The organism is Lysobacter sp. Root76 (genome assembly GCF_001428685.1).
In the GTDB taxonomy this organism is placed as follows: Bacteria; Pseudomonadota; Gammaproteobacteria; order Xanthomonadales; family Xanthomonadaceae; genus Lysobacter.
Genome location: NZ_LMIK01000007.1, coordinates 153,247 through 172,863, shown reverse-complemented (window position 1 = coordinate 172,863; position 19,617 = coordinate 153,247). Strand labels below are relative to the sequence as shown.

General features: G+C 69.2%; 19 protein-coding genes and 1 pseudogene. 9 read left to right on the top strand and 11 right to left on the bottom strand.

Going from position 1 to position 19,617, the window contains the following annotated elements:
* Positions 1–2 precede the first annotated feature (2 nt).
* From ASE10_RS14935 to ASE10_RS14895, 9 genes and pseudogenes are all read left to right on the top strand, one after another.
* Positions 3–929, top strand: coding sequence for a histone deacetylase family protein (locus ASE10_RS14935; RefSeq protein WP_055900627.1), 927 nt, complete (start codon positions 3–5; stop codon positions 927–929).
* 173 nt (positions 930–1,102) lie between these two features.
* Positions 1,103–3,076 carry a S9 family peptidase gene (locus tag ASE10_RS14930; RefSeq protein WP_056305903.1) on the top strand — a complete coding sequence of 658 codons (1,974 nt, stop codon included), beginning with the start codon at positions 1,103–1,105 and terminating at the stop codon, positions 3,074–3,076.
* 258 nt (positions 3,077–3,334) lie between these two features.
* Positions 3,335–5,815, top strand: coding sequence for an LPS assembly protein LptD (gene lptD, locus ASE10_RS14925; protein ID WP_055900623.1), 2,481 nt, complete (start codon positions 3,335–3,337; stop codon positions 5,813–5,815).
* Positions 5,812–7,161: a peptidylprolyl isomerase gene (locus ASE10_RS14920; protein WP_055900620.1), complete on the top strand. Its 1,350-nt coding sequence runs from the start codon at positions 5,812–5,814 to the stop codon at positions 7,159–7,161. The genes lptD and ASE10_RS14920 overlap by 4 nt, the downstream gene beginning before the upstream one ends.
* Positions 7,162–8,196 carry a 4-hydroxythreonine-4-phosphate dehydrogenase PdxA gene (gene pdxA, locus ASE10_RS14915; protein ID WP_082559546.1) on the top strand — a complete coding sequence of 345 codons (1,035 nt, stop codon included), beginning with the start codon at positions 7,162–7,164 and terminating at the stop codon, positions 8,194–8,196.
* The gene (gene rsmA / locus ASE10_RS14910) at positions 8,193–9,020 is read left to right on the top strand and encodes a 16S rRNA (adenine(1518)-N(6)/adenine(1519)-N(6))-dimethyltransferase RsmA (RefSeq protein ID WP_055900617.1); all 828 of its coding nucleotides are present in this window, start codon (positions 8,193–8,195) and stop codon (positions 9,018–9,020) included. Before pdxA ends, rsmA begins: the two co-directional genes overlap by 4 nt.
* Before the next feature lie 110 nt (positions 9,021–9,130).
* Entirely contained in the window at positions 9,131–9,514 is a 384-nt protein-coding gene (gene apaG / locus ASE10_RS14905) for a Co2+/Mg2+ efflux protein ApaG (protein ID WP_055900614.1), read from the top strand.
* Between the two features lie 19 nt (positions 9,515–9,533).
* A pseudogene (locus ASE10_RS14900) lies at positions 9,534–10,352 on the top strand (symmetrical bis(5'-nucleosyl)-tetraphosphatase); the annotation flags it as partial.
* 50 nt (positions 10,353–10,402) lie between these two features.
* Positions 10,403–11,095: a DUF1287 domain-containing protein gene (locus ASE10_RS14895; RefSeq protein WP_235567563.1), complete on the top strand. Its 693-nt coding sequence runs from the start codon at positions 10,403–10,405 to the stop codon at positions 11,093–11,095.
* Positions 11,096–11,191: 96 nt separating this feature from the next.
* Here ASE10_RS14895 and ASE10_RS14890 read toward each other — a convergent pair whose 3' ends face one another.
* The 11 genes from ASE10_RS14890 to ASE10_RS14840 form a co-directional block, all read right to left on the bottom strand.
* On the bottom strand, positions 11,192–11,701 hold the full coding sequence (locus tag ASE10_RS14890) for a dihydrofolate reductase (protein WP_200949797.1): 510 nt from the start codon (positions 11,699–11,701) through the stop codon (positions 11,192–11,194).
* 289 nt (positions 11,702–11,990) lie between these two features.
* Positions 11,991–12,536: a hypothetical protein gene (locus tag ASE10_RS14885; RefSeq protein ID WP_056305849.1), complete on the bottom strand. Its 546-nt coding sequence runs from the start codon at positions 12,534–12,536 to the stop codon at positions 11,991–11,993.
* A gap of 72 nt (positions 12,537–12,608) precedes the next feature.
* Positions 12,609–13,154: a hypothetical protein gene (locus tag ASE10_RS14880; RefSeq protein ID WP_056305851.1), complete on the bottom strand. Its 546-nt coding sequence runs from the start codon at positions 13,152–13,154 to the stop codon at positions 12,609–12,611.
* Positions 13,136–13,684 carry a hypothetical protein gene (locus tag ASE10_RS14875; protein WP_157481013.1) on the bottom strand — a complete coding sequence of 183 codons (549 nt, stop codon included), beginning with the start codon at positions 13,682–13,684 and terminating at the stop codon, positions 13,136–13,138. Before ASE10_RS14875 ends, ASE10_RS14880 begins: the two co-directional genes overlap by 19 nt.
* A gap of 25 nt (positions 13,685–13,709) precedes the next feature.
* A complete protein-coding gene (locus tag ASE10_RS14870; RefSeq protein ID WP_056305853.1) occupies positions 13,710–14,504 on the bottom strand; it encodes a thymidylate synthase in 795 nt (264 codons plus the stop codon).
* Positions 14,505–14,507: 3 nt separating this feature from the next.
* Positions 14,508–15,386, bottom strand: coding sequence for a prolipoprotein diacylglyceryl transferase (gene lgt, locus ASE10_RS14865; RefSeq protein WP_056305855.1), 879 nt, complete (start codon positions 15,384–15,386; stop codon positions 14,508–14,510).
* Between the two features lie 264 nt (positions 15,387–15,650).
* A complete protein-coding gene (locus ASE10_RS14860; RefSeq protein ID WP_056104013.1) occupies positions 15,651–16,139 on the bottom strand; it encodes a TPM domain-containing protein in 489 nt (162 codons plus the stop codon).
* Between the two features lie 16 nt (positions 16,140–16,155).
* Positions 16,156–17,070 (bottom strand): TPM domain-containing protein, encoded by a 915-nt coding sequence (locus ASE10_RS14855; protein WP_082586123.1) that lies wholly within the window; start codon positions 17,068–17,070, stop codon positions 16,156–16,158.
* A gap of 28 nt (positions 17,071–17,098) precedes the next feature.
* Complete coding sequence (locus ASE10_RS14850; protein WP_056305859.1) at positions 17,099–17,776, bottom strand: LemA family protein; 678 nt, start codon at positions 17,774–17,776, stop codon at positions 17,099–17,101.
* Between the two features lie 126 nt (positions 17,777–17,902).
* Positions 17,903–18,628, bottom strand: coding sequence for a TerC family protein (locus tag ASE10_RS14845; protein ID WP_055900589.1), 726 nt, complete (start codon positions 18,626–18,628; stop codon positions 17,903–17,905).
* An 82-nt stretch (positions 18,629–18,710) separates the two neighbouring features.
* On the bottom strand, positions 18,711–19,091 hold the full coding sequence (locus ASE10_RS14840) for a diacylglycerol kinase (RefSeq protein ID WP_055900586.1): 381 nt from the start codon (positions 19,089–19,091) through the stop codon (positions 18,711–18,713).
* Positions 19,092–19,617: the final 526 nt, after the last annotated feature.

Genomic DNA, 19,617 nt, shown 5'->3' with positions numbered 1-19,617 from the left:
CGATGCGCGTCTACACGCACCCGGCCTGCACGCGCCACGACCCGGGTCCGGGTCATGCCGAGCGGCCGCTGCGCCTGGTCGCGGTCACCGAGGCGCTGCGCGAATCCTTCGCCGCGCTGGACTGGCACGAGGCGCCCAGCGCCAGCCGCGGCCAGTTGCTGCGCGCCCACGACGACGCCCTGCTGGCGCTGGTGCTGGACACCGTCGTCGACGGACCGATGCAGCTGGATCCCGATACCGTGCTTGCGCCGGGCTCGGCCGAAGCCGCGCTGCGCGCGGCCGGCGCCGGCGTGGCCGCGGTCGATGCGGTGCTCAAAGGCGAGGAAACCCGGGTGTTCTGCGCGGTGCGCCCGCCCGGCCATCACGCCACCGGCTCGGCCGCGATGGGCTTCTGCCTGTTCAACAACATCGCCGTCGCCGCCGCCCACGCCTGCGACAAGCACGGCCTGGCGCGGGTCGCGGTGATCGACTTCGACGTCCACCACGGCAACGGCACCCAGGCGATCTTCGACACCGATCCGCGCGTGCTGTACGTGAGTTCGCACCAGATGCCGCTGTACCCCGACACCGGCTACGCCGACGAACGCGGGGTCGGCAACGTGATCAACGCACCGCTGCCGCCGGGCGCGGGCAGCGCGACCTTCCGCCAGGTCTGGCGCGAACGCCTGCTGCCGGCGATCGACTCGTTCCGGCCGCAACTGCTGCTGATCTCGGCCGGCTTCGACGCCCATCGCCGCGATCCGCTCGCGCAACTGGAACTGGACGGCGACGACTATCGGTGGATCACCGCCGAACTGGTCGCGATCGCCGACAAACATGCGCGCGGCCGGGTGATCTCGATGCTCGAAGGCGGCTACGACCTGGCAGCCTTGCGCGAATGCGCGGTCGCGCACGTGGGCGCGATGCTCGGCGCTTCCGCGCCGGCCTGATCCGCACCGGCCTGAGCGGCGCCGGCCTGAGCGGCGAATTCTCGCGGCCGGGCTACCGGCGCCGCGCCCGCCGGGCCTATATTCGGATCAGCACCGGGCAGCTCTGGCTGCCGGGCCCCGTCGCACGGCCGCCCACGCGCCTGCGTAGCGATCGTCATCACAAGGAACGTCCCATGACCCGCTCCGGTTTCGTCCGTACGCCGCTGTCCCTCGCCCTGGCGCTGGCCGCGCTGCCGCTGGCCGCCATCGCCGGCACGCGCGCGCCCTCTCCCGCGATGTCCGCGCCCGCCGTTGCCGCCAGCGCCGCGGCGGCACTGCCCAGCAAGCAGTACGGCATCCAGGACTTCATCGATTCGATCGGCGTGTCCGGCGCCTCGTTCTCGGCCGACGAAAGCCGGCTGCTGTTCTCGTCCAACAAGTCCGGCATCTGGAATGCCTATTCGATGCCGGTCGGCGGCGGCGAATGGACGCCGGTGACGCGCTCGACCGTCGACAGCACCTACGCGGTGTCCTACTTCCCCGACGACGACCGCGTGCTGGTCACCCGCGACCAGGGCGGCAACGAACTCAACCATCTCTATGCGATCGGCAGCGACGGCAAGGAGCGCGACCTGACCCCGGGCGACAAGCTCAAGGCCAGCTTCGCCGGCTTCAGCCACGACGGTCGCCATTTCTACGTCAGCAGCAACGAACGCGATCCCAAGGTGTTCGACCTGTACCGCTACGACAGCGGCGACTACACGCGCGAGCTGGTGTATCGCAATGCCGACGCCTACGAGATCGGCCCGATCTCCGCCGACGAGCGCTGGATCGCCTTGTCCAAGACCCACACCACCAACGACTCCGACCTGTTCGTGGCCGAGCTGTCCAGCGGCAAGGCCACCAAGGTCTCCGCGCACAGCGGCCAGGCCCAGTTCTCGGGCCAGGACTTCAGCCCCGACTCGAAGTGGCTGTACTACACCGCCAACGACCAGGGCGAGTTCGCCCAGCTGCGCCGGGTCGAGCTGGCGAGCGGCAAACACGAGCCGGTGCAGCAGGCCGACTGGGACATCACCGACGCCTACTTCTCCCACGACGGCAAATACCGCGTGGTCGCGATCAACGAAGACGGCAGCACCGCGATCCAGGTCTTCGACCACGCCAGCGGGCGCCAGGTCGCGCTGCCGAAACTGCCGTCGGGCGAAATCCGCAACCTGCGCATCTCGCGTTCGGAAAAGCGCCTGGCGTTCTATCTCAACGGCGACCGCCAGCCCAACGATCTGTACGTGCTGGATTTCGGCGGCGAGCCCAGGCAGCTCACCCATTCGCTCAATCCGGCGATCGCCGCCAGCGACCTGGTCGATTCGCAGGTGGTGCGCTTCAAGAGCTTCGACGGCCTGTCGGTCCCCAACATCCTGTGGAAGCCGCACCAGGCTTCGCCGGCCGCCAAGGCGCCGGCGCTGGTGTGGGTGCACGGCGGCCCCGGCGGCCAGACCACACGCGCCCACAGCGCCGTGATCCAGTTCCTGGCCAACCACGGCTACGTGGTGCTGGGCATCAACAACCGCGGCAGCTCCGGCTACGGCAAGACCTTCTTCGCCGCCGACGACGGCAAGCACGGCCGCGAACCGCTGCAGGACACGATCTCGGCGAAGCAGTACCTGCAGTCGCTGGACTACGTCGACCCGGACCGCATCGGCATCATCGGCGGCAGCTACGGCGGCTACATGACCGTGGCGGCGCTGGCCTTCCATCCCGACGAGTTCAAGGTCGGCGTCGACATCTTCGGCGTCACCAACTGGCTGCGCACGCTGGAGAGCATCCCGCCGTACTGGGAGAACATCCGCCTGGCGCTGTACAAGGAGGTCGGCGACCCGGCCACCCAGCGCGATTTCCTGATCGCGACCTCGCCGCTGTTCCACGCCGACAAGATCAACAAGCCGCTAATGGTGCTGCAGGGCGCCAACGACCCGCGCGTGATCAAGCCCGAGTCCGACGAGATCGTGGCCGCGGTGCGCAAGAACGGTGTGCCGGTGGAGTACGTCGTGTTCGACGATGAAGGCCACGGCTTCAGCAAGAAGAAGAACCAGATCGAGGGCTACGGCAAGATCCTGGTCTTCCTCGACACCTATCTGAAGGGCGACGGCAAGGCCAAGGGCCAGCCCTGAGGCCAGGCCGGCGGCGGCCCGCGCGCCCTTGGGAGCTTGCGGGCCGCGGCCTTTCGGCCGGCGTGCCACTGCCTGCCGCGCCCTGGCCGCCCGCCCCCGGCGCAGCCTCCGGCGCCGTCGGGCACGGCCTTGCCGGGGGCCGATCGCCGCGTCCGCACGACAAGATGAACGAGGCGGGCCGGAAACCCGTGTTTCGCGTTGCCCCCCTGGATGGGATGCGGCAAGCTAACGGCCGATTTCTGTCCACCGGATGGCCGCGTGCGCAAACCCCTACGCCTGCTCCCGTTGTCGCTGTGCATCGCCATCGCGCTGCCTTCCCAGGCCACCGCCGGCGAAGACGACGAGAACTGGGGCCTGTGCCCGATCCAGGACGTGGTGCCTGCGTTCACCGACGCCCCGGCCCCGGTCGGCACCGCCGACCAGCGCACCGACAAGCCCACCGACATCGCCGGCGGCACCCTGGCGCGCGCCAGCAACGAGCAGGACATCGTCGTCCAGGACAACGTCAAGCTCAGCCGCGGCGACCAGTTCCTGGGCACCGACAAGCTGTCCTACAACGAAGAAACCAGCAAATACGTCGCCGAGGGCAACGTCCGCTACCAGGACGCCGGCATGCGCATGACCGCGCAACGCGCCGAAGGCGACCAGAACGCCGACACCCACCGCATCGAAGACGTGCAGTACCAGCTGACCCAGCGTCGCGGCAACGGCGGCGCCGAGCGCATCGACCTGACCGGCGCCAAAGGCAAGCTGACCGGCTCGACCTATTCGACCTGCCCGCCCGACCAGCGGGTGTGGGAGCTGCGCGCGAGCCAGATCAACCTCGACACCGACGACGGTTTCGGCGTGGCCCACAACGCGACCCTGCACATCGGCAAGGTGCCGGTGCTGTACGTGCCCTGGTTCAAGTTCCCGATCGACGAGCGCCGCCAGACCGGCCTGCTGTATCCGGGGATTTCGCTGTCGGGCAAGAACGGCTTCGACTACAAGCAGCCGATCTACCTCAACCTGGCGCCGAACTACGACGCCACCTTGTACCCGCGCATCATGGCCAAGCGCGGCGGCGTGCTCGGCGGCGAGTTCCGCTGGCTGTACCCGGAGGGCAAGGGCGAGGTCTACGCCAACTTCATGCCCAGCGACAATCTGCCGGGCGACCGGCCGTCGCGCTATTTCGACTACCGCAACGTGCAGCTGCCGGAAAGCGAGCTGCCGGACAAGAACCGCGGCCAGTTCGCGCTTAAGGCCAGCCACAGCCTGGACGCCAGCTGGTACGCCAGCACCAACCTGTCCTGGGTCAGCGACAAGTACTACCTGCAGGACTTCAGCAACAGCCTGTACGGCGTGTCGGCCTATTCGATCCGCAGCGACATCGGCCTGTTCGGCCGTGGCCGCCACTGGGAGGCCGGCTTCATGGCCGACCACTACCAGCTCGCCGACTACACCCTGACCGAACGCAGCCTGCCCTACGACCGTCTGCCGCGCGCCTACTTCCGCTGGTCGCAGCCGTTCGGCAAGTGGTTCGAAGCCGGCCTGGACACCGAAGCGGTGCGCTTCCAGCACAGCGACGAGAAACTGTTCGACCGCGACGTCGCCCTGCCCGGCGGCAGCCGCTTCGACTTCAAGCCCTACGTGTCCCTGCCGCTGGAAGGCGCGAGCTGGTTCATCCGGCCCAAGCTGGCCTGGCGCTACACCGCCTACGAGCTGGAAGCGGCCAAGGCGCGCCAACTGGCGACCACCAACGCCCTCGCCTACGCCGCCGCCCAGGGCATCGCCTACACCCCGGACCTGGACGCGCGCTTCTACGACAAGTCGCCCACGCGCAGCCTGCCGATCACCTCGGTCGACGCCGGCCTGTACTTCGACCGCGACACCACCATCCGCGGCGACCGCTACCTGCACACCCTGGAACCGCGCGTGTTCTACCTGCGCGCGCCCTATCGCAACCAGGACAGCCTGCCGATCTTCGACACCGACCCCATGACCTTCAGCTGGGGCCAGCTGTTCCGCGACAACCGCTACACCGGCGCCGACCGCCAGACCGACGCCAACCAGCTCACCGTGGCCCTGACCACACGCCTGATCAGCGAGGACGACGGCCGCGAACGCCTGTCGGCCAGCATCGGCCAGATCCAGTACTTCGACGACAGCCGGGTCACCGTGCCGGGCGAAAGCCCGATCGAACAGGGCAAGTCGGCCTGGGTCGCCGATGTCAGCGTGTCGCCCAGCGACCGCTGGACCATCAACGGCACCTACCAGTACAACCCCAAGTTTCGCGGCCAGGACCTGGCCAGCCTGCGCGCGCGCTACCTGTTCGGCGACGCCGGCATCGTCAACCTCGGCTACCGCTACCGCCGCAACCCGGTCGACCGCAAGGACCTGCTGAAGCAGGCCGACCTCTCGTTCCTGTATCCGCTCAACGAGAACTGGTCCGTGGTCGGCCGCTATTACTACTCGCTGCTGGACAAGAAGCCGCTCGAACAGATCGCCGGCCTGCAGTGGGAAAGCTGCTGCCTGGCGGTGCGCGTGGTCGCCCGCCGCTACCTGCGCGACCGCTCCGGCGACCTCAATAATTCGCTTCAGGTCGAGTTCGAACTGAAGGGCCTAGGCTCCGCCGGACAGAACACGGAGCGGGTATTGCGCCGTGCTATCCTCGGTTACGATCGCGACGATCTCTATCTCGTGCCGCCCTCGTCCGTGACCCGCGGCCAGAACGACCCCACCCCCGACCCGACCCTATGAAGAAACTATTCGCGTGTGTCCTGGCCGCCGGCGTGCTGTCCGGCGGGGCGCTCCTGCCCGTCGGCGCGGTATTCGCCCAGGAAGTGCAGCCGATCGACCGTATCGCCGCGGTGGTGGACGAGGACGTGGTCCTCAAGACCGAACTCGACCGCGCCGTGACCAACATCCTGGCCCAGTACGCCGGCCGCGAAGGCCAGTTGCCGCCGCGCGACGTGCTGGAACGGCAGGTGCTCGAACGCCTGATCCTGCTCAAGATCCAGGTCGCCTACGCCCAGAACAGCGGCGTGCGCGTGACCGACCAGGAAATCGACCAGGCCATCGCCGGCATCGCCCAGCAGAACCGCATCAGCCTGGAGCAATTGCGCCAGCAGCTGGCCCGCGACGGCGGTACCTATAGCGAGTTCCGCACCTCGATCCGCGACGAACTGCTGACCCAGCGCCTGCGCCAGCGCTTCGCCCAGACCCGGGTCTCGGTCAGCGACGCCGAAATCGACGCCGCCCTGGCCGCCCAGGCCAATTCCGGCACCCAGTACCACCTCGCCCACATCCTGGTCGGCCTGCCCGAGGGCGCCACCGCCGAGCAGATCGCCACCGCGCAGAAGAAGATCGAGGGCGTGAAGGCCCTGATCGACAAGGGCGAGATGGACTTCGCCGCGGCCGCGGTGCGCTACTCCGACAGCCCCAACGCGCTGGAAGGCGGCGACCTGGGCTGGCGCAGCACCGACGAAATCCCGAACGCGTTCGCCGAGCTGATGCGCGGCATGAGCGCCGGCCAGGTGACCGCGCCGATCCGCGGCCCCAGCGGCTTCCAGCTGCTGAAGCTGGTCGAGACCCGCGACGCCTCGCAGAGCGCGCCGAGCATGGTCACCCAGTACAAGGCCCGCCACATCCTGGTGCGCACCAGCGACACCGTCACCGACGCGCAGGCCAAGGCCAAGGCCGACACCCTGCGCGCGCGCCTGGCCGGCGGCGCCGACTTCGCCGAAGTGGTCAAGGACAGCGAAGACCTGAATTCGCGCGGCAAGGGCGGCGATCTGGGCTGGTTCTCCCAGGACGAGTTCGGTCCCGAATTCGGCAGCGCGGTCGCCGCGCTGCAGGACAACCAGATCTCGCAACCGGTCCGCACCCCGGCCGGCTGGCACATCATCGAGCGCACCGGCAGCCGTCAGACCGACGTCGGCGACCGCAACCGCCGCGCCCAGGTCCAGGAGACCATCGGCCGGCGCAAGCTCGAAGACGAGTGGAACCGCTTCCTGCGCGAGCGTCGCGGCGAAGCGTTCGTCGACATCCGCGTCGGCAAGGGCGCCGCTGCCGATGCCCCCGCGGCGCCTGCCAGCGGCGGCTGAGTGACCCCGCCCCGGCTCGCGCTGGTGCCGGGCGAGCCGGCCGGCGTCGGGCCGGAGCTGTGCCTGCGGCTGATCCAACGGCCGCGCGACTACGCCCTGACCGCCTACGCCGACCCGCGCAGCCTGCGCGCCGCGGCCGAGGCCCTGAACCTGCCCCTGAAGCTGCTGCCGCCCGACCAGGCGGCCCTGCGGCCCGGTGAGCTGTCGCTGGTCGAGATTCCCCAGGCCACCGTGCCGGCGTTCGGAGAACCCGATCCCGGCAATGCCGCGGCCGTGATCCAGGCCCTGCGCGAGGCCGCCCAGGCCTGCCTGAGCGGCGCCTGCGACGGCCTGGTCACCGGCCCCGTGCACAAGGCCGCGATCAACGAAGGCGGCATCCCCTACACCGGCACCACCGAGCTGCTGGCCGCGCAGGCCGGCCGCGAGGTGGTGATGATGCTGGCCAACGACATCGTCCGGGTCGCCCTGGCGACCACCCACCTGCCGCTGCGCGAGGTCGCCGACGCGATCGTGCCGGACGCACTGACCCGCACCCTGCGCATCGTCGACGCCGCCCTGCGCAGCGACTTCGGCATCGCCGCGCCGACCATCGCCGTGCTCGGGCTCAACCCGCACGCGGGCGAGGCCGGGCACCTGGGGCACGAGGAAATCGAAGTGATCGAACCGGTGCTGGCCGCGCTGCGCGCCGAAGGCATGCGCCTGATCGGCCCGCTGCCCGCCGACACCGCCTTCCTGCCGGCCAAACTGCGCGGTTTCGACGCGGTGCTGGCCATGTATCACGACCAGGGCCTGCCGGTGCTCAAGTACAGCGGTTTCGAGCGCGCGGTGAATCTGACCCTGGGCCTGCCCTACCCGCGCGTCGCCGTCGACCACGGCACCGCGCTCGACCTGGCCGGCCGCGGCCTGGCCGACCCGTCCAGCCTGATCGCCGCGGCCGAGACCTGCGCCCGGATCGTGCGCAGCCGCGCTCATGGCGGCGGCACTCATAGCGGCGGCGCCCACAACAGCAGCGCCCACACCGGAGCGACGCCATGAGCGGCACCGCCAAGTCCCACGCCAAGGGCTTCACCGCCGACGCCAAGAAGCATCTCGGCCAGCACTTCCTGCACGACCGCGGCATCATCGAGATGATCGTGCAGGCGGTGGACCCGCAGCCCGGCGAGCGCCTGGTCGAGATCGGCCCCGGCCAGGGCGCGATCACCTACCCGCTGCTGGACCGCCACGGCGAACTGACCGTGATCGAGTTCGACCGCGACCTGATCTTCCCGCTCACCGAGGGCGCGCGCGCCCATGGCACGCTCGAGATCATCCACCGCGACGTGCTCACCGTCGACTTCGGCGCGCTCGCCCACAACGGCGGCCCGATCCGCCTGGTCGGCAACCTGCCTTACAACCTGTCTTCGCCGATCCTGTTCCATGCCCTGGAGCACGCCGAGGCGATCGTCGACATGCATTTCATGCTGCAGAAGGAAGTGGTCGACCGCATGGCCGCCGGCCCCGGCAGCAAGGTCTACGGCCGGCTCGGGGTGATGCTGCAGGCCTACTGCCACGTCACCGCGCTGTTCGACGTGCCGCCGCACGCGTTCCGGCCGCCGCCGAAGGTGGACTCGGCCGTGGTCCGGCTGGTGCCGCGCGCGCCCGACAGCATCGGCATCGACGACCACGCGCGTTTCGCGCGGGTGGTGCGCGACGCCTTCGGCCAGCGCCGCAAGACCCTGCGCAACGCGCTCTCGCAGATCTGCGACGCGGCCGCGATCGAAGCCGCCGGCGTGCGTCCCGAGGCACGCGCCGAGCAGATCGAGGTCGCGGATTTCGTGCGCCTAGCCAATTCGCTCAAGGACCTGGCGCCGGAAAACTGACGCGCGCCGCGAAGCCGCCGAGCCGCGCCGGCGCGCCCGCGCGGCGGCCGGGCGCGCGATCGCGGCAATGCTCATTCCCGCTTCATGCCCGCTTTGCTTACACTGCCGGCATGGAACACCGCCACGACTACGCTTTCGACATCGCCGTCGCGACCCGCTACCTCGACGATCAGTCCGAGCCGGAGCAGGACCGCTACGTCTTTGCCTACACCATCAACATCCGCAATGCCGGGCGCGTGCCCGCGCGCCTGCTCTCGCGCCACTGGGTCATCACCGACGCCAACGGCAAGGTCCAGGAGGTCGAGGGCGAAGGCGTGGTCGGCGAGCAACCGTGGCTGCGGCCGGGCGAGGACTTCGAGTACACCTCCGGCGCCGTGCTGGAAACCAGCCTGGGCACGATGGAGGGGAGTTATGCGATGGTCGCCGACGACGGCACCCGCTTCGAAGCGCCGATACCGGCCTTCACCCTGACCGTGCCGCGCACCCTGCACTGACGCACGGAACGATTCGGATATGAGCGTCTGGGCCATCGGCGACCTGCAAGGCTGCTACGACCCCACTCAGCGTTTGCTGGAGCGGATCAATTTCGATCCCGCCCGCGACCAGCTGTGGTTCTGCGGCGATCTGGTCAACCGCGGCGGCCAGTCGCTGGAGACCCTGCGCCTGGTGCATTCCCTGCGCGCCAACAGCGTGGTCGTACTGGGCAACCACGACCTGTCGCTGCTAGCCATCGGCGAACGCCGCGAGGAAGAGCAGCGCAAGGTCAATCCCGACCTGCAGCGCATCGTCCTGGCCGAAGACCGCGACGAACTGCTGGGCTGGCTGCGCGGCCAGAAGCTGGTCCACTCCGACCGCAAACTGGGTTGGATGATGGTGCACGCCGGCCTGGCGCCGAAGTGGACCACCCAGCTCGCCGAGCGCCACGCCCGCGAGATCGAGGAACGCCTGCGCAGCGATCAGTACCCGCGCCTGCTCAAGAACATGTACGGCGACCGCCCGGCCTGGAACCCCAAGCTGGCCGGCATCGACCGCCACCGCGCGATCATCAACATCTTCACCCGCCTGCGTTATTGCACGCCGCGCGGCCGCATCGCGTTCGAGGACAAGGGCAGCCCGGGCACCCAGCCGGTCGGCCTGTACCCCTGGTACGAAGTGCCGGGCCGGGCCGAACGCGACCTCAAGATCGTCTGCGGCCACTGGTCGACGCTGGGGCTGTTCATTGGTCACGGCGTGCATGCGATCGATACCGGCGCGGTCTGGGGCGGCAAGCTCACCGCGCTGCAGCTGGACACCGACGAGCTGCGCATCGTCCAGGTGCCGGGCCGCGACGTGCCGGCGAACCCGCCCAAACCACGGCCGCCTCGCCCGCCGCGACCGGCCGCGTGAGCCCCGCAGCGGCAATCGCGTTGCGCAGTGCGGCCGCCGCCTTGCTGGCCGCGGGCCTGTGCGCGGGCTGCGCCGATCCGCAACCTTCCGCGCCGCCGCCGGCCGCGTCGGCGAGCGCCGCTGCCGAACGGCCCCAACCGACGCGGGCCGCACCCGCGCACCCGCTGGTGCGCGCGGCGCGCGCCCAGGTCGGCGTGGTCCGCTACTACGACCCGACCTATGTGCGCCTGGACTACCCAGGCGGCGACGTCGCCGCCGACCGCGGCGTCTGCACCGACGTGGTGATTCGCGCCCTGCGCACCCAGGGCCTGGACCTGCAGCGCGCCTTGCACGAAGACATGCGCGCCAACTTCGCCCGCTACCCGCAAAGCTGGGGCGCGCGCGGCACCGACCGCAGCATCGACCATCGCCGCGTGCCCAACCTGCGGCGCTGGTTCGAACGCCAGGGCTGGCAGCAGCCGATCAGCGAGCGCGGCGCCGACTACCGTCCGGGCGACTTCGTCACCTGGGACCTGGGCGGCGGTACCCCGCACATCGGCATCGTCTCCGACCGCAAGTCCTGGGACGGCGATCCGCTGATCCTGCACAACATCGCGCGCGGCACCGAAGAGGGCGACTTGCTGTTCGCTTACGAAATCACCGGGCATTACCGGCCGGTGCTGGATCGCGCGATCGCGAGCACGCCCTAGGCCGCAGCGTCGCCGTTTCCGGATTCGCGCGACGATGCGGTTCGCCTGCGGCTTACCGCATCCTACGATTCGACCGTTGCGGCGCGGCGATACGCCTCAGGCGTCCATCCCAAGGCGCACGTAGTCGACGAACTCGAACCCGAACGCATGGCGCTCGTCGGCGCCGTGGCGTTCGCGCACGGTCACCCGCCACTCCTCGGCGTCGAAACGCGGGAAGTGCGCATCGGCGTCCGCGACCGCGGTGTCGACGTAGGTCAGGTGCATGTGGGTCGCGGCCGGCAGGCACAGCGCGTAGATCTCGCCGCCGCCGATCACGCACAGTTCCGGCGCCGCGTCTTCGACGGCGACCGCGAGCGCGGCCTCGACGGAGGCCACCGCCTGCATGCCCGCGTACGGCACCTCGCCCGAGCGCGTCAGCACCAGATTGCGCCGGCCCGGCAGGGCGCGGCCCAGCGACTGCGCGGTCTTGCGCCCCATCAGCACCGGCTTGCCCAGGGTCAGCGCCTTGAAGCGCTTGAGGTCGTCCGGTAAGCGCCACGGCAGTTCGTTGCCGCGGCCGATGCCGCGGTCGCGGTCCAAGGCCGCGATCAGGGACAAGCGCGTCATGGCCGCTCGCACCAGACGCAGTCCAATAAGTGACGCCCGGCGCCGCTGAACATCGGCCACGGCCCGACCGCGGCCAACGCCGGGAACATGCCGGGATACGTATGCCAACTCGCTATCGGATTCATCCATCCACCTCGTCCGCGAACGCTTGCGCATCCTACGCTGGAACGGGCTGCCGCTTGCCCTCACCCCGACCCCTCTCCCGCAGGCGGGAGAGGGGCTTAGACGGAGAACCTGCTTTAGGCTAGTGCCCTACCGACGGCGGCGCTCGACGCTTCGTGGCGCCGGCTTACTTCTTGCTGCAGGTCATCATCACCGGCACCAGCTTGCTCACCATGTCGGTCATCATGGTCTTGAACGCCGGCGACTGGTCCATCTTGTCGGTCATGTCGTTGATCGCCTTCTCGACTTCGACATTCGACGCCTGGCTGTGCTCCAGGTAGAGCTTGCCGGCCGGCGCGTCGACGAAGGCCAGAAACGCGTCCAAGTCGGCCTCGGTCAGGCGCTTGCGCATCGCGGCGATGATCTCGGCCTTGAGCTCCGGCGAATGGAAGTAGTCGGTGATGGCCTTGCGGAACTCGTTCTTGGAGAATTCGTCGATGGCCTTGCCCAGCGCCGGGCAACTCTTGGCCTCGGGCTTGGACATGGCGCCTTCGCGGAACTTCTCCGACAGCTCTTCGATGCTGAGCTGGTCGATCTGATGGCCGTAGGTCATCGAGTAATAGCGTTCCAGCGCGGCCTCGTATTTCGTCGGCGCCGCCGCTTGCGCGCTGCCCATAGCCAGCACGATGGTCAGCGCCAGCGCGCCGGCAGACAGAATCCCCTTGTTCGACACGTCCCTTCCCCTTGTGGTGATTGCGATCTATCGCGGCGGCGCGGCCTCAGGCCTGCCCCCGGTACTCTTTGCTCAACCGCCCTGCTCGGCGCGGCATTGTTCCACCCGCGCGGTCGCGTTCTGTATCGCCTTGGCGAGCGCGGCGGTGATGCGGCTGTCCTGGGCCAGGCGCTGCTGGAAATCCACGCTGAGCTCCTGAAACGAGCTGGCGAGCTTGGCCGACTGCTCCGGACGGGTCGGCGGGTCGCCGCCGGCGGCGGTGACGCGCAGCTGATCGGCGTCGTAGACGTCGACCATGATGTTCTCCAGGCGTTGCCGCATTTCGGCGCTGAAGAACAGTTCCAGCACCACCGGCAGGGTGTCGCGTTCGAGTTCGGCGCGCAGTTGCGTGGACGCCGCCTTGCAGCCCTCGAACGCGGTCGCCTCGCCGCCGGCCAGGCCTTCCACGTAGGCCTTCTTGGCCATCTCGCGCAGCATCGGCTTGACCCGGTCGTAGGCGCTCGCGGCCAGGGCGCGTTCGTCGGCACCGTCGGCGGCGCGCAGGATCGGCGACGGCAGCCACAGGGCCGCTGCGAGCAACGCCGCGAACGCGGGCCGGGTCAGGGAGTTGAGCCGCATCGGAAATCGATCCTCTCGATCGCTTCGATCATGTCGTCGTCCAGCGCGAAGCCGACCGGGCGCTCGAAGCGCAGCACGGCCATCTTCTCGCCCATGGGTACCATCCACATCGTAGTGGCCTGGCTGGCGTCGCGGACCGAATCCATGCGATAGCCGCGCCGCGCGCCCAGCGTCACCCAGCCGTTGACCTTGCCCAAGGTCTGGCGCTGCATCACCGCCAGCCCGCTCATCAGGATTTCCAGGTTCTTTTCCGAGCGCAGGTCCGGCGGTGCGGCCACGCAGGATTGCAGCAGCATCGCCTTGGCGGTCTTGCCGTTGCGGGTGTGGCTCAGCGGATGCGCGCTGCGCTGGCCGTTGCCGGTGGTCTCGGGTATCGCCGCCTCGGCCTCGATGTCGGCGGGCAGACGGATCGAGCCGGCCGGCCCGACCGCGATCGCGGATACCGGGTCGGCCGCGATCAGCGCGGTCGCGCACATCGCGCAGGCCAGGCCCAGCGCCAACGCGGCGGTGACACGTCCCCTTCGCCTCATCGTCCGTCCCCCCCGGGCGGTTCGCTCAGACCGCGACCGGCGCCTTGATCGCCGGCAGCGGATCGTAGTGTTCGATCGCGATGTCGTCGTAGCGGAAGCCGAAGATGTCGTTCACCTGCGGATTGAGCTTCAGCGTCGGCAGCGCGCGCGGTTCGCGCGACAACTGCTCGCGTGCCTGCTCGTAGTGATTGGAATACAGGTGGGCGTCCCCCAGGGTGTGGACGAAGTCGCCCACGCCCAGCCCGCAGACCTGCGCGACCATATGGGTCAGCAGGGCGTAGCTGGCGATGTTGAACGGCACGCCCAGGAAGATGTCGCCGCTACGCTGGTACAGCTGGCAGCTGAGCTTTCCGTCGGCGACGTAGAACTGGAACATGGTGTGGCAGGGCATCAGCGCCATGCGCGGCAGGTCGGTGACGTTCCAGGCGCTGACGATCAGCCGGCGCGAATCGGGATTGCGCTTGATCTCGTCGACGACCCAGCGGATCTGGTCGATCTCGACCCCGTCCGCGCCGGCCCAGCGCCGCCACTGCTTGCCGTAGACCGGGCCCAGCTCGCCGTCGGCGTCGGCCCATTCGTCCCAGATGCCGACCTTGTTTTCCTTCAGGTAGGCGACGTTGGTGTCGCCCTGCAAGAACCACAGCAGCTCGTGCACGATCGAGCGCAGGTGCAGCTTCTTGGTCGTGACCAGCGGGAACCCCTGGTTCAGATCGAAGCGCAGCTGCCAGCCGAACACGCTGCGCGTGCCGGTGCCGGTACGGTCGGACTTTTCGCTGCCGTGTTCGAGTACGTGGCGCAACAGATCGAGATACTGACGCATGGCTCAGTCCTTCGCGGCTGCGGCGGGTTGCGGTTGCAGGGTCGGCGAGCTGTGCGAGCGCCACAGCCAGTACAGGCCGAGCAGGATCAGCGGCACGCTCAGCAGCTGGCCCATGGTCAGCCAGCCGAAGGCGATATAGCCGGGCTTGGCGTCGGGCACGCGCACGAACTCGACCAGGAAACGGAAGCAGCCGTACAGCAGCGCGAACAGGCCCGACACCGCGTAACGCGGACGCGGCTTGCTGGAATACCACCACAGCAGCGCGAACATGGTCAGGCCCTCGAGCGCGGCCTGGTACAGCTGCGAAGGATGGCGGGCGAAATGGTTGAGGGCGCCGCTCGCGTACTGGCTCTGGATCTGTTGCGTGGTCCAGTTGGCGAACTCCGGCGCGCGCGGGAAGATCACGCCCCAGCCGGCCTCGGTGAACTTGCCCCAGAGTTCGCCGCCGATGTAGTTGCCGATGCGGCCGAAGCCCAGGCCCGGCGGCACCAGCGGGGCGACGAAATCCATCACGTCGAAGAAATGCAGGCGGTGCTTGCGCGCCCACCACAGGGCCGCGGCCATCACGCCGAGCAGGCCGCCGTGGAAGCTCATGCCGCCTTCCCAGATGCGGAACAGCATCAGCGGGTCCTGCAGCAGGTCGCCGAATGCGTAGAACAACACGTAGCCGAAGCGCCCCCCCAGCACCACGCCGAGCATGGCGTAGAACAGCAGATCGCCGTAGGCCTGTTCGTTCACGCCCGGCAGGCGCCCGGCGCGCACCCGGCGCTGACCCAGCCACCAGGCCAGGCCGAAGCCGATGAGGTACATGATCCCGTACCAATGCACTTGCAGCGGGCCAAGATGGACGGCGATCGGATCGATCTGGTGCAGGTAGATCATGCGGTGCAGCGGCCCGGCGGTTGGGGATGCCGGTATTGTGCCCGAGGGAAATGAAGCGTGCCTCGCCCGATACCGACCGGCCCGCGATTGCGACGGAACGATGCGTCGCGGCCGGCCCGGCGACCGCCGCCCGCGCGACCAGGCCTTGGGGTAGGAGCGGCGTCAGCCGCGACCAAGCCAGCCCATCGCCCTGCGCAAGCCGCCACCGCCCGATCGCGACTCACCTCGCTCCCACATAAAGCCAAGGCGACCGCCGAAACCCGCTCAGAGGATCCGCGGCAGGTCCGGCAGCTCGTTGCTGTCCTGATCGCCCTCGGCGCGCGGGTAGTGCTCGGCCAGCAGCGCCGACATCGCCTCGATCCCGCCCAGCACCGCCGCCTCCGGGTCGCCGGCGCGCAGCCGATCCTCGACCAGCTGGCAGACGCCGCGCCACTGTTCGGCGCTGACCAGGCCGTCGAAGCCGCGGTCGGCGACGATCTCGATGCGGTGATCGGCCAACAGCAGGTACAGCAGCACGCCGTTGTTGGCGCGCGTATCCCAGACCCGCAGCTGGGCGAACGCGTCCATCGCCGCGGCGCGGGCCTGGCGCCCGGCCCAGACGGCGCGCGGGTGCAGGCCAGGTTCGACCGCGAAGCAGATTTCGCCGGTATGGCGCAGTTCGCTGGCGGCGATCGCCGCGGCGATGCGGCGCAGGCGCTCTTCCGGGAACAAGCGTTGCGCGGACGGCGCGAACAGGTGCTTGAGCAGTCGCATCAGTGCGGGCCTCCGTTCACCAGCTGCCTCCCGCTCCGCCGCCGCCGGTCATGCCGCCACCGCCGGACCAGCCACCGCCACCACCACCACCACCGAAACCTCCGCCGCCCCAACCGCCGCCGCCTCCACCCCAGCCGCCCCAGCCCGCGTCGCGGGCGAAACGGCCGCTGGGTGCGCTGATCAGGCCCATCACCAGGCCGATCAGCGCGCCGATGCCGCCGACCAGCAGCAAGGACGAGATCAACCAGGCCACTCCGCCGGCCGCGCCGGCGCCGAGCACGGCGCGCAGCGGCCGCGGCGCGCGGCCGAAGATGCCGCGAGCGATCTGGGCGACGATGAAGGCCGCGAACAGGGCGAACAGGAAGCCGCCACCGCCGTCGCCCTGGACACGGTGGTCGGCCATCGGCGGCGGCAGGTCTTCGCCGTCGATCAGCTTGACCAGCGCCGCGCTGGCGTCGGTGACGCCACCGGCGTAGTCGCCGGCGCGGAATTTCGGCAGCAGGTATTCCTGGATCACGCGGAACGCGGTCGCGTCCGGGATCGCCCCCTCCAGGCCGTAACCGGTGGTGATCCAGGCGCGCCGATCGCCCTTGGCGACCACCAGCAGCGCGCCGTCGTTGGTACCGCTACGGCCGAGCTTGTACTGGTCGTAGGCGCGCACCGAGTACTGCGAAATCTCTTCCGGCTGGGTGCTCGGAACGATCAGGATCTGAAGTTGGCTGCCCTTGCGCTGCTGCAGCGCGCGCGCCTGCGCTTCCAGGCTCTGGCGGGTCGCGGCGTCGAGGGTGCCGGTGGTGTCGATCACCGGCGAATCCAAGGGCGGGATCGGCGCCAGCGTCTGCGCCTGTGCGACCGCGCAGACCAGCCACAGCGTCAGCAGCAAGGCCCAGCCGCGCCAAGAGGCGCGGCCTGCCATCGCGAGTCGCTGCATCATCGCCCGGCGTCCGCCGCCGCGCCGCTCAGCCCGCCGGGGCCGGCTGCTGCTGAGGAGCAGGCTGCTGAGGAGCAGGCTGCTGAGGAGCCGGCTGCTGCTGCGGCGCAGGCTGCGCGGCCGGCTGACCGAATTCGACCTTGGGCGCTTCCTGGATCTGCTGCTCGTTCTCGACCGAGAAGTTGGGCTTGGCCTTGTAGCCGAAGATCATCGCGGTCAGGTTCTGCGGGAACGAACGCACGTAGGTGTTGTAGTCCTGCACCGACTGGATGTAGCGCTGGCGCTCCACGGTGATGCGGTTCTCGGTGCCTTCCAGCTGCGCCTGCAGCTGCAGGAAGTTCTGGTCGGCCTTGAGCTGCGGATAGTTTTCGCTGACCACCAGCAGGCGGCCGATCGCGCTCTTGAGTTCGCCCTGCGCCTGCTCGAACTGCTGCACCGAGGCCGGATCGTCGGCGTTGACGTTGATGCTGCCGACCTTGGAGCGCGCTTCGGTGACCTGGGTCAGCACCTGCTGCTCGTGGCTGGCATATCCCTTCACGGTCGCGACCAGGTTTGGCACCAGATCGGCACGTCGCTTGTAGACGTTGAGCACCTGCGACCAGGACGCCTTCACCGCTTCGTCCTTCTGCTGGATCGTGTTGTAGCCGCAACCGCTGAGCAGCGCGGCCGCCGAGACCAACAGCAGCGACATCATGAGCTTACGCATGGCGCAACTCCTTCGTGAGGATGGAGCATTCCAACACCCGCGTCCGCGCCTTGCAATGGACGGCGCGTGAGGGTCGCGCGCAGGCTGCGGCGTCGCCGGACCGGCGACGCCGCGGGCCGGAGCGGCTCAGTCGGCCTGGACCCGGGCCTGGGCGCGGCGCTTGGCCCACAGGTTGAGGCACTCGACCAGGGCGGAGAAGCCCATCGCGCCGTAGATGTAGCCCTTCGGAATGTGCAGCTCGAAGCCGTCGGCGATCAGATACACGCCGACCAGGACGATGAAGGCCAGCGCCAGCATCTTGATGGTCGGGTTGCGGTCGATGAACTCGCCCAGCGGCTTGGACGCCAGCAGCATCACCGCTACCGCTAGCAGGATCGCCGCGACCATCACCGGGGTGTGGCTGGCCATGCCGACCGCGGCGATCACCGAGTCCAGCGAGAACACGATGTCGATCACCGCGATCTGCGCGATCACCGCCATGAACGACACCGCCGGCTTGGTGTGGATGTCCTCGGACTCGTCTTCGCCGGCGACCAGGTCGCGGATTTCCATCGAGCCCTTCACCAGCAGGAACGCGCCGCCCAGGATCAGGACCAGATCGCGCACCGAGATGCCCTGGCCGAACACCGAGAACAGGTCGCTGGTCAGGCCCGCCAGCCAGGCCAGGGTCAACAGCAGGGCGATACGCGTGATGCAGGCCACGGCGATACCGAACTTGCGCGCCTTCTCGCGCTGCGCGTACGGCAGCTTGCTGACCGCGATTGAGATGAAGACGAGGTTGTCGATGCCGAGCACGATCTCGATCGCGCTCAGGGTGACCAGGGTGATCCAGACTTGCGGATCGGAGAGCATCTCAATCACTTGCGGATTTCCTAGGCTTTGCAAAACGTTTCGGGCGCGCACGCGGCGCGCGGCGGGTGTGGGGCGGCGGCGCTCAGAACAGGCGCGGCACGACGATCGCGCCCCAGATCAGCAACACATTCATCATCAGCACGAACACCGCCGCCGAGCCCATGTCCTTGGCGCGGCCGGCGAGTTCGTGGAATTCCGGGCCGTAGCGTTCGATCACGGCTTCGACCGCGGAGTTCAACAGTTCGATGCTCAGCACCAGCAGCATCGAGCCGATCAGCAGCACGCGCTCGACCGGGGTCTGGCCCAGCCACCAGCCCAGCGGCGCAAGCACCACGAACAGGCAGACTTCGAGCCTGAACGAGGATTCGTGCAGCCAGGCCGCGCGCAGGCCCTGCATGGACCACTTCGCCGCTTTGAGAACGCGCACAGGACCGCGCGGCATGTGGCCGAATTCGTCTGCCATGGCGGCCTCAGGCAGCGGGAAGCAAGGGAGCGACCGGGCACGGGCTCGGCAGGGAGGGCGACGCGGCGGCGCGGCCGCGGCGGGACTGCTCGGTCATGGGCATGAGGGGTCGGGCTCTCTCCGGACGGGCCGGTGGGCGCAGCCGGCGGCCGCTACAGGGCATGGATTTTGCCACAAGCCCCGCCCGGTCGCCCCGGCGGGACCGTGCTGGATGCGGCGGTCACGGGGCCGACACGGGGTTTTCGCGTCCGCTTAGCGCCGCCGGCGCTACCCTCGCCGCCCCGGACCACTCGGGAGCAGGGCCATGTCCCGCTGTGTACGGCTCGCCGGTCTGGAAACCCGGTGCGGCACGCGGGCCGAGGTCGCGGCCGGCGATGAACTTGCGGCCGCCGGGCCGGGCCGAGGACGACGCGGCCGGCATGCGCTGGGGCTCGATCCGGGAGGTCTCGGCATCGACGACAGCATTCGGCCATGCGTCCGCCCCCGGACCGCTCCGAATATCCCTGCCGCCGCGGCGCCGATGGCC

Coding starts and splice junctions, on each gene's coding strand:
- ASE10_RS14840 (WP_055900586.1), bottom strand. CDS start 19,091: ATGGCAGACGAATTCGGCCACATGCCGCGCGGTCCTGTGCGCGTTCTC.
- ASE10_RS14860 (WP_056104013.1), bottom strand. CDS start 16,139: ATGCGACTGCTCAAGCACCTGTTCGCGCCGTCCGCGCAACGCTTGTTC.
- ASE10_RS14890 (WP_200949797.1), bottom strand. CDS start 11,701: ATGACGCGCTTGTCCCTGATCGCGGCCTTGGACCGCGACCGCGGCATC.
- ASE10_RS14930 (WP_056305903.1), top strand. CDS start 1,103: ATGACCCGCTCCGGTTTCGTCCGTACGCCGCTGTCCCTCGCCCTGGCG.
- ASE10_RS14855 (WP_082586123.1), bottom strand. CDS start 17,070: ATGCAGCGACTCGCGATGGCAGGCCGCGCCTCTTGGCGCGGCTGGGCC.
- ASE10_RS14850 (WP_056305859.1), bottom strand. CDS start 17,776: ATGCGTAAGCTCATGATGTCGCTGCTGTTGGTCTCGGCGGCCGCGCTG.
- ASE10_RS14880 (WP_056305851.1), bottom strand. CDS start 13,154: ATGCGGCTCAACTCCCTGACCCGGCCCGCGTTCGCGGCGTTGCTCGCA.
- ASE10_RS14845 (WP_055900589.1), bottom strand. CDS start 18,628: ATGCTCTCCGATCCGCAAGTCTGGATCACCCTGGTCACCCTGAGCGCG.
- apaG (WP_055900614.1), top strand. CDS start 9,131: ATGGAACACCGCCACGACTACGCTTTCGACATCGCCGTCGCGACCCGC.
- ASE10_RS14875 (WP_157481013.1), bottom strand. CDS start 13,684: ATGAGGCGAAGGGGACGTGTCACCGCCGCGTTGGCGCTGGGCCTGGCC.
- ASE10_RS14935 (WP_055900627.1), top strand. CDS start 3: ATGCGCGTCTACACGCACCCGGCCTGCACGCGCCACGACCCGGGTCCG.
- ASE10_RS14870 (WP_056305853.1), bottom strand. CDS start 14,504: ATGCGTCAGTATCTCGATCTGTTGCGCCACGTACTCGAACACGGCAGC.
- ASE10_RS14920 (WP_055900620.1), top strand. CDS start 5,812: ATGAAGAAACTATTCGCGTGTGTCCTGGCCGCCGGCGTGCTGTCCGGC.
- rsmA (WP_055900617.1), top strand. CDS start 8,193: ATGAGCGGCACCGCCAAGTCCCACGCCAAGGGCTTCACCGCCGACGCC.
- lgt (WP_056305855.1), bottom strand. CDS start 15,386: ATGATCTACCTGCACCAGATCGATCCGATCGCCGTCCATCTTGGCCCG.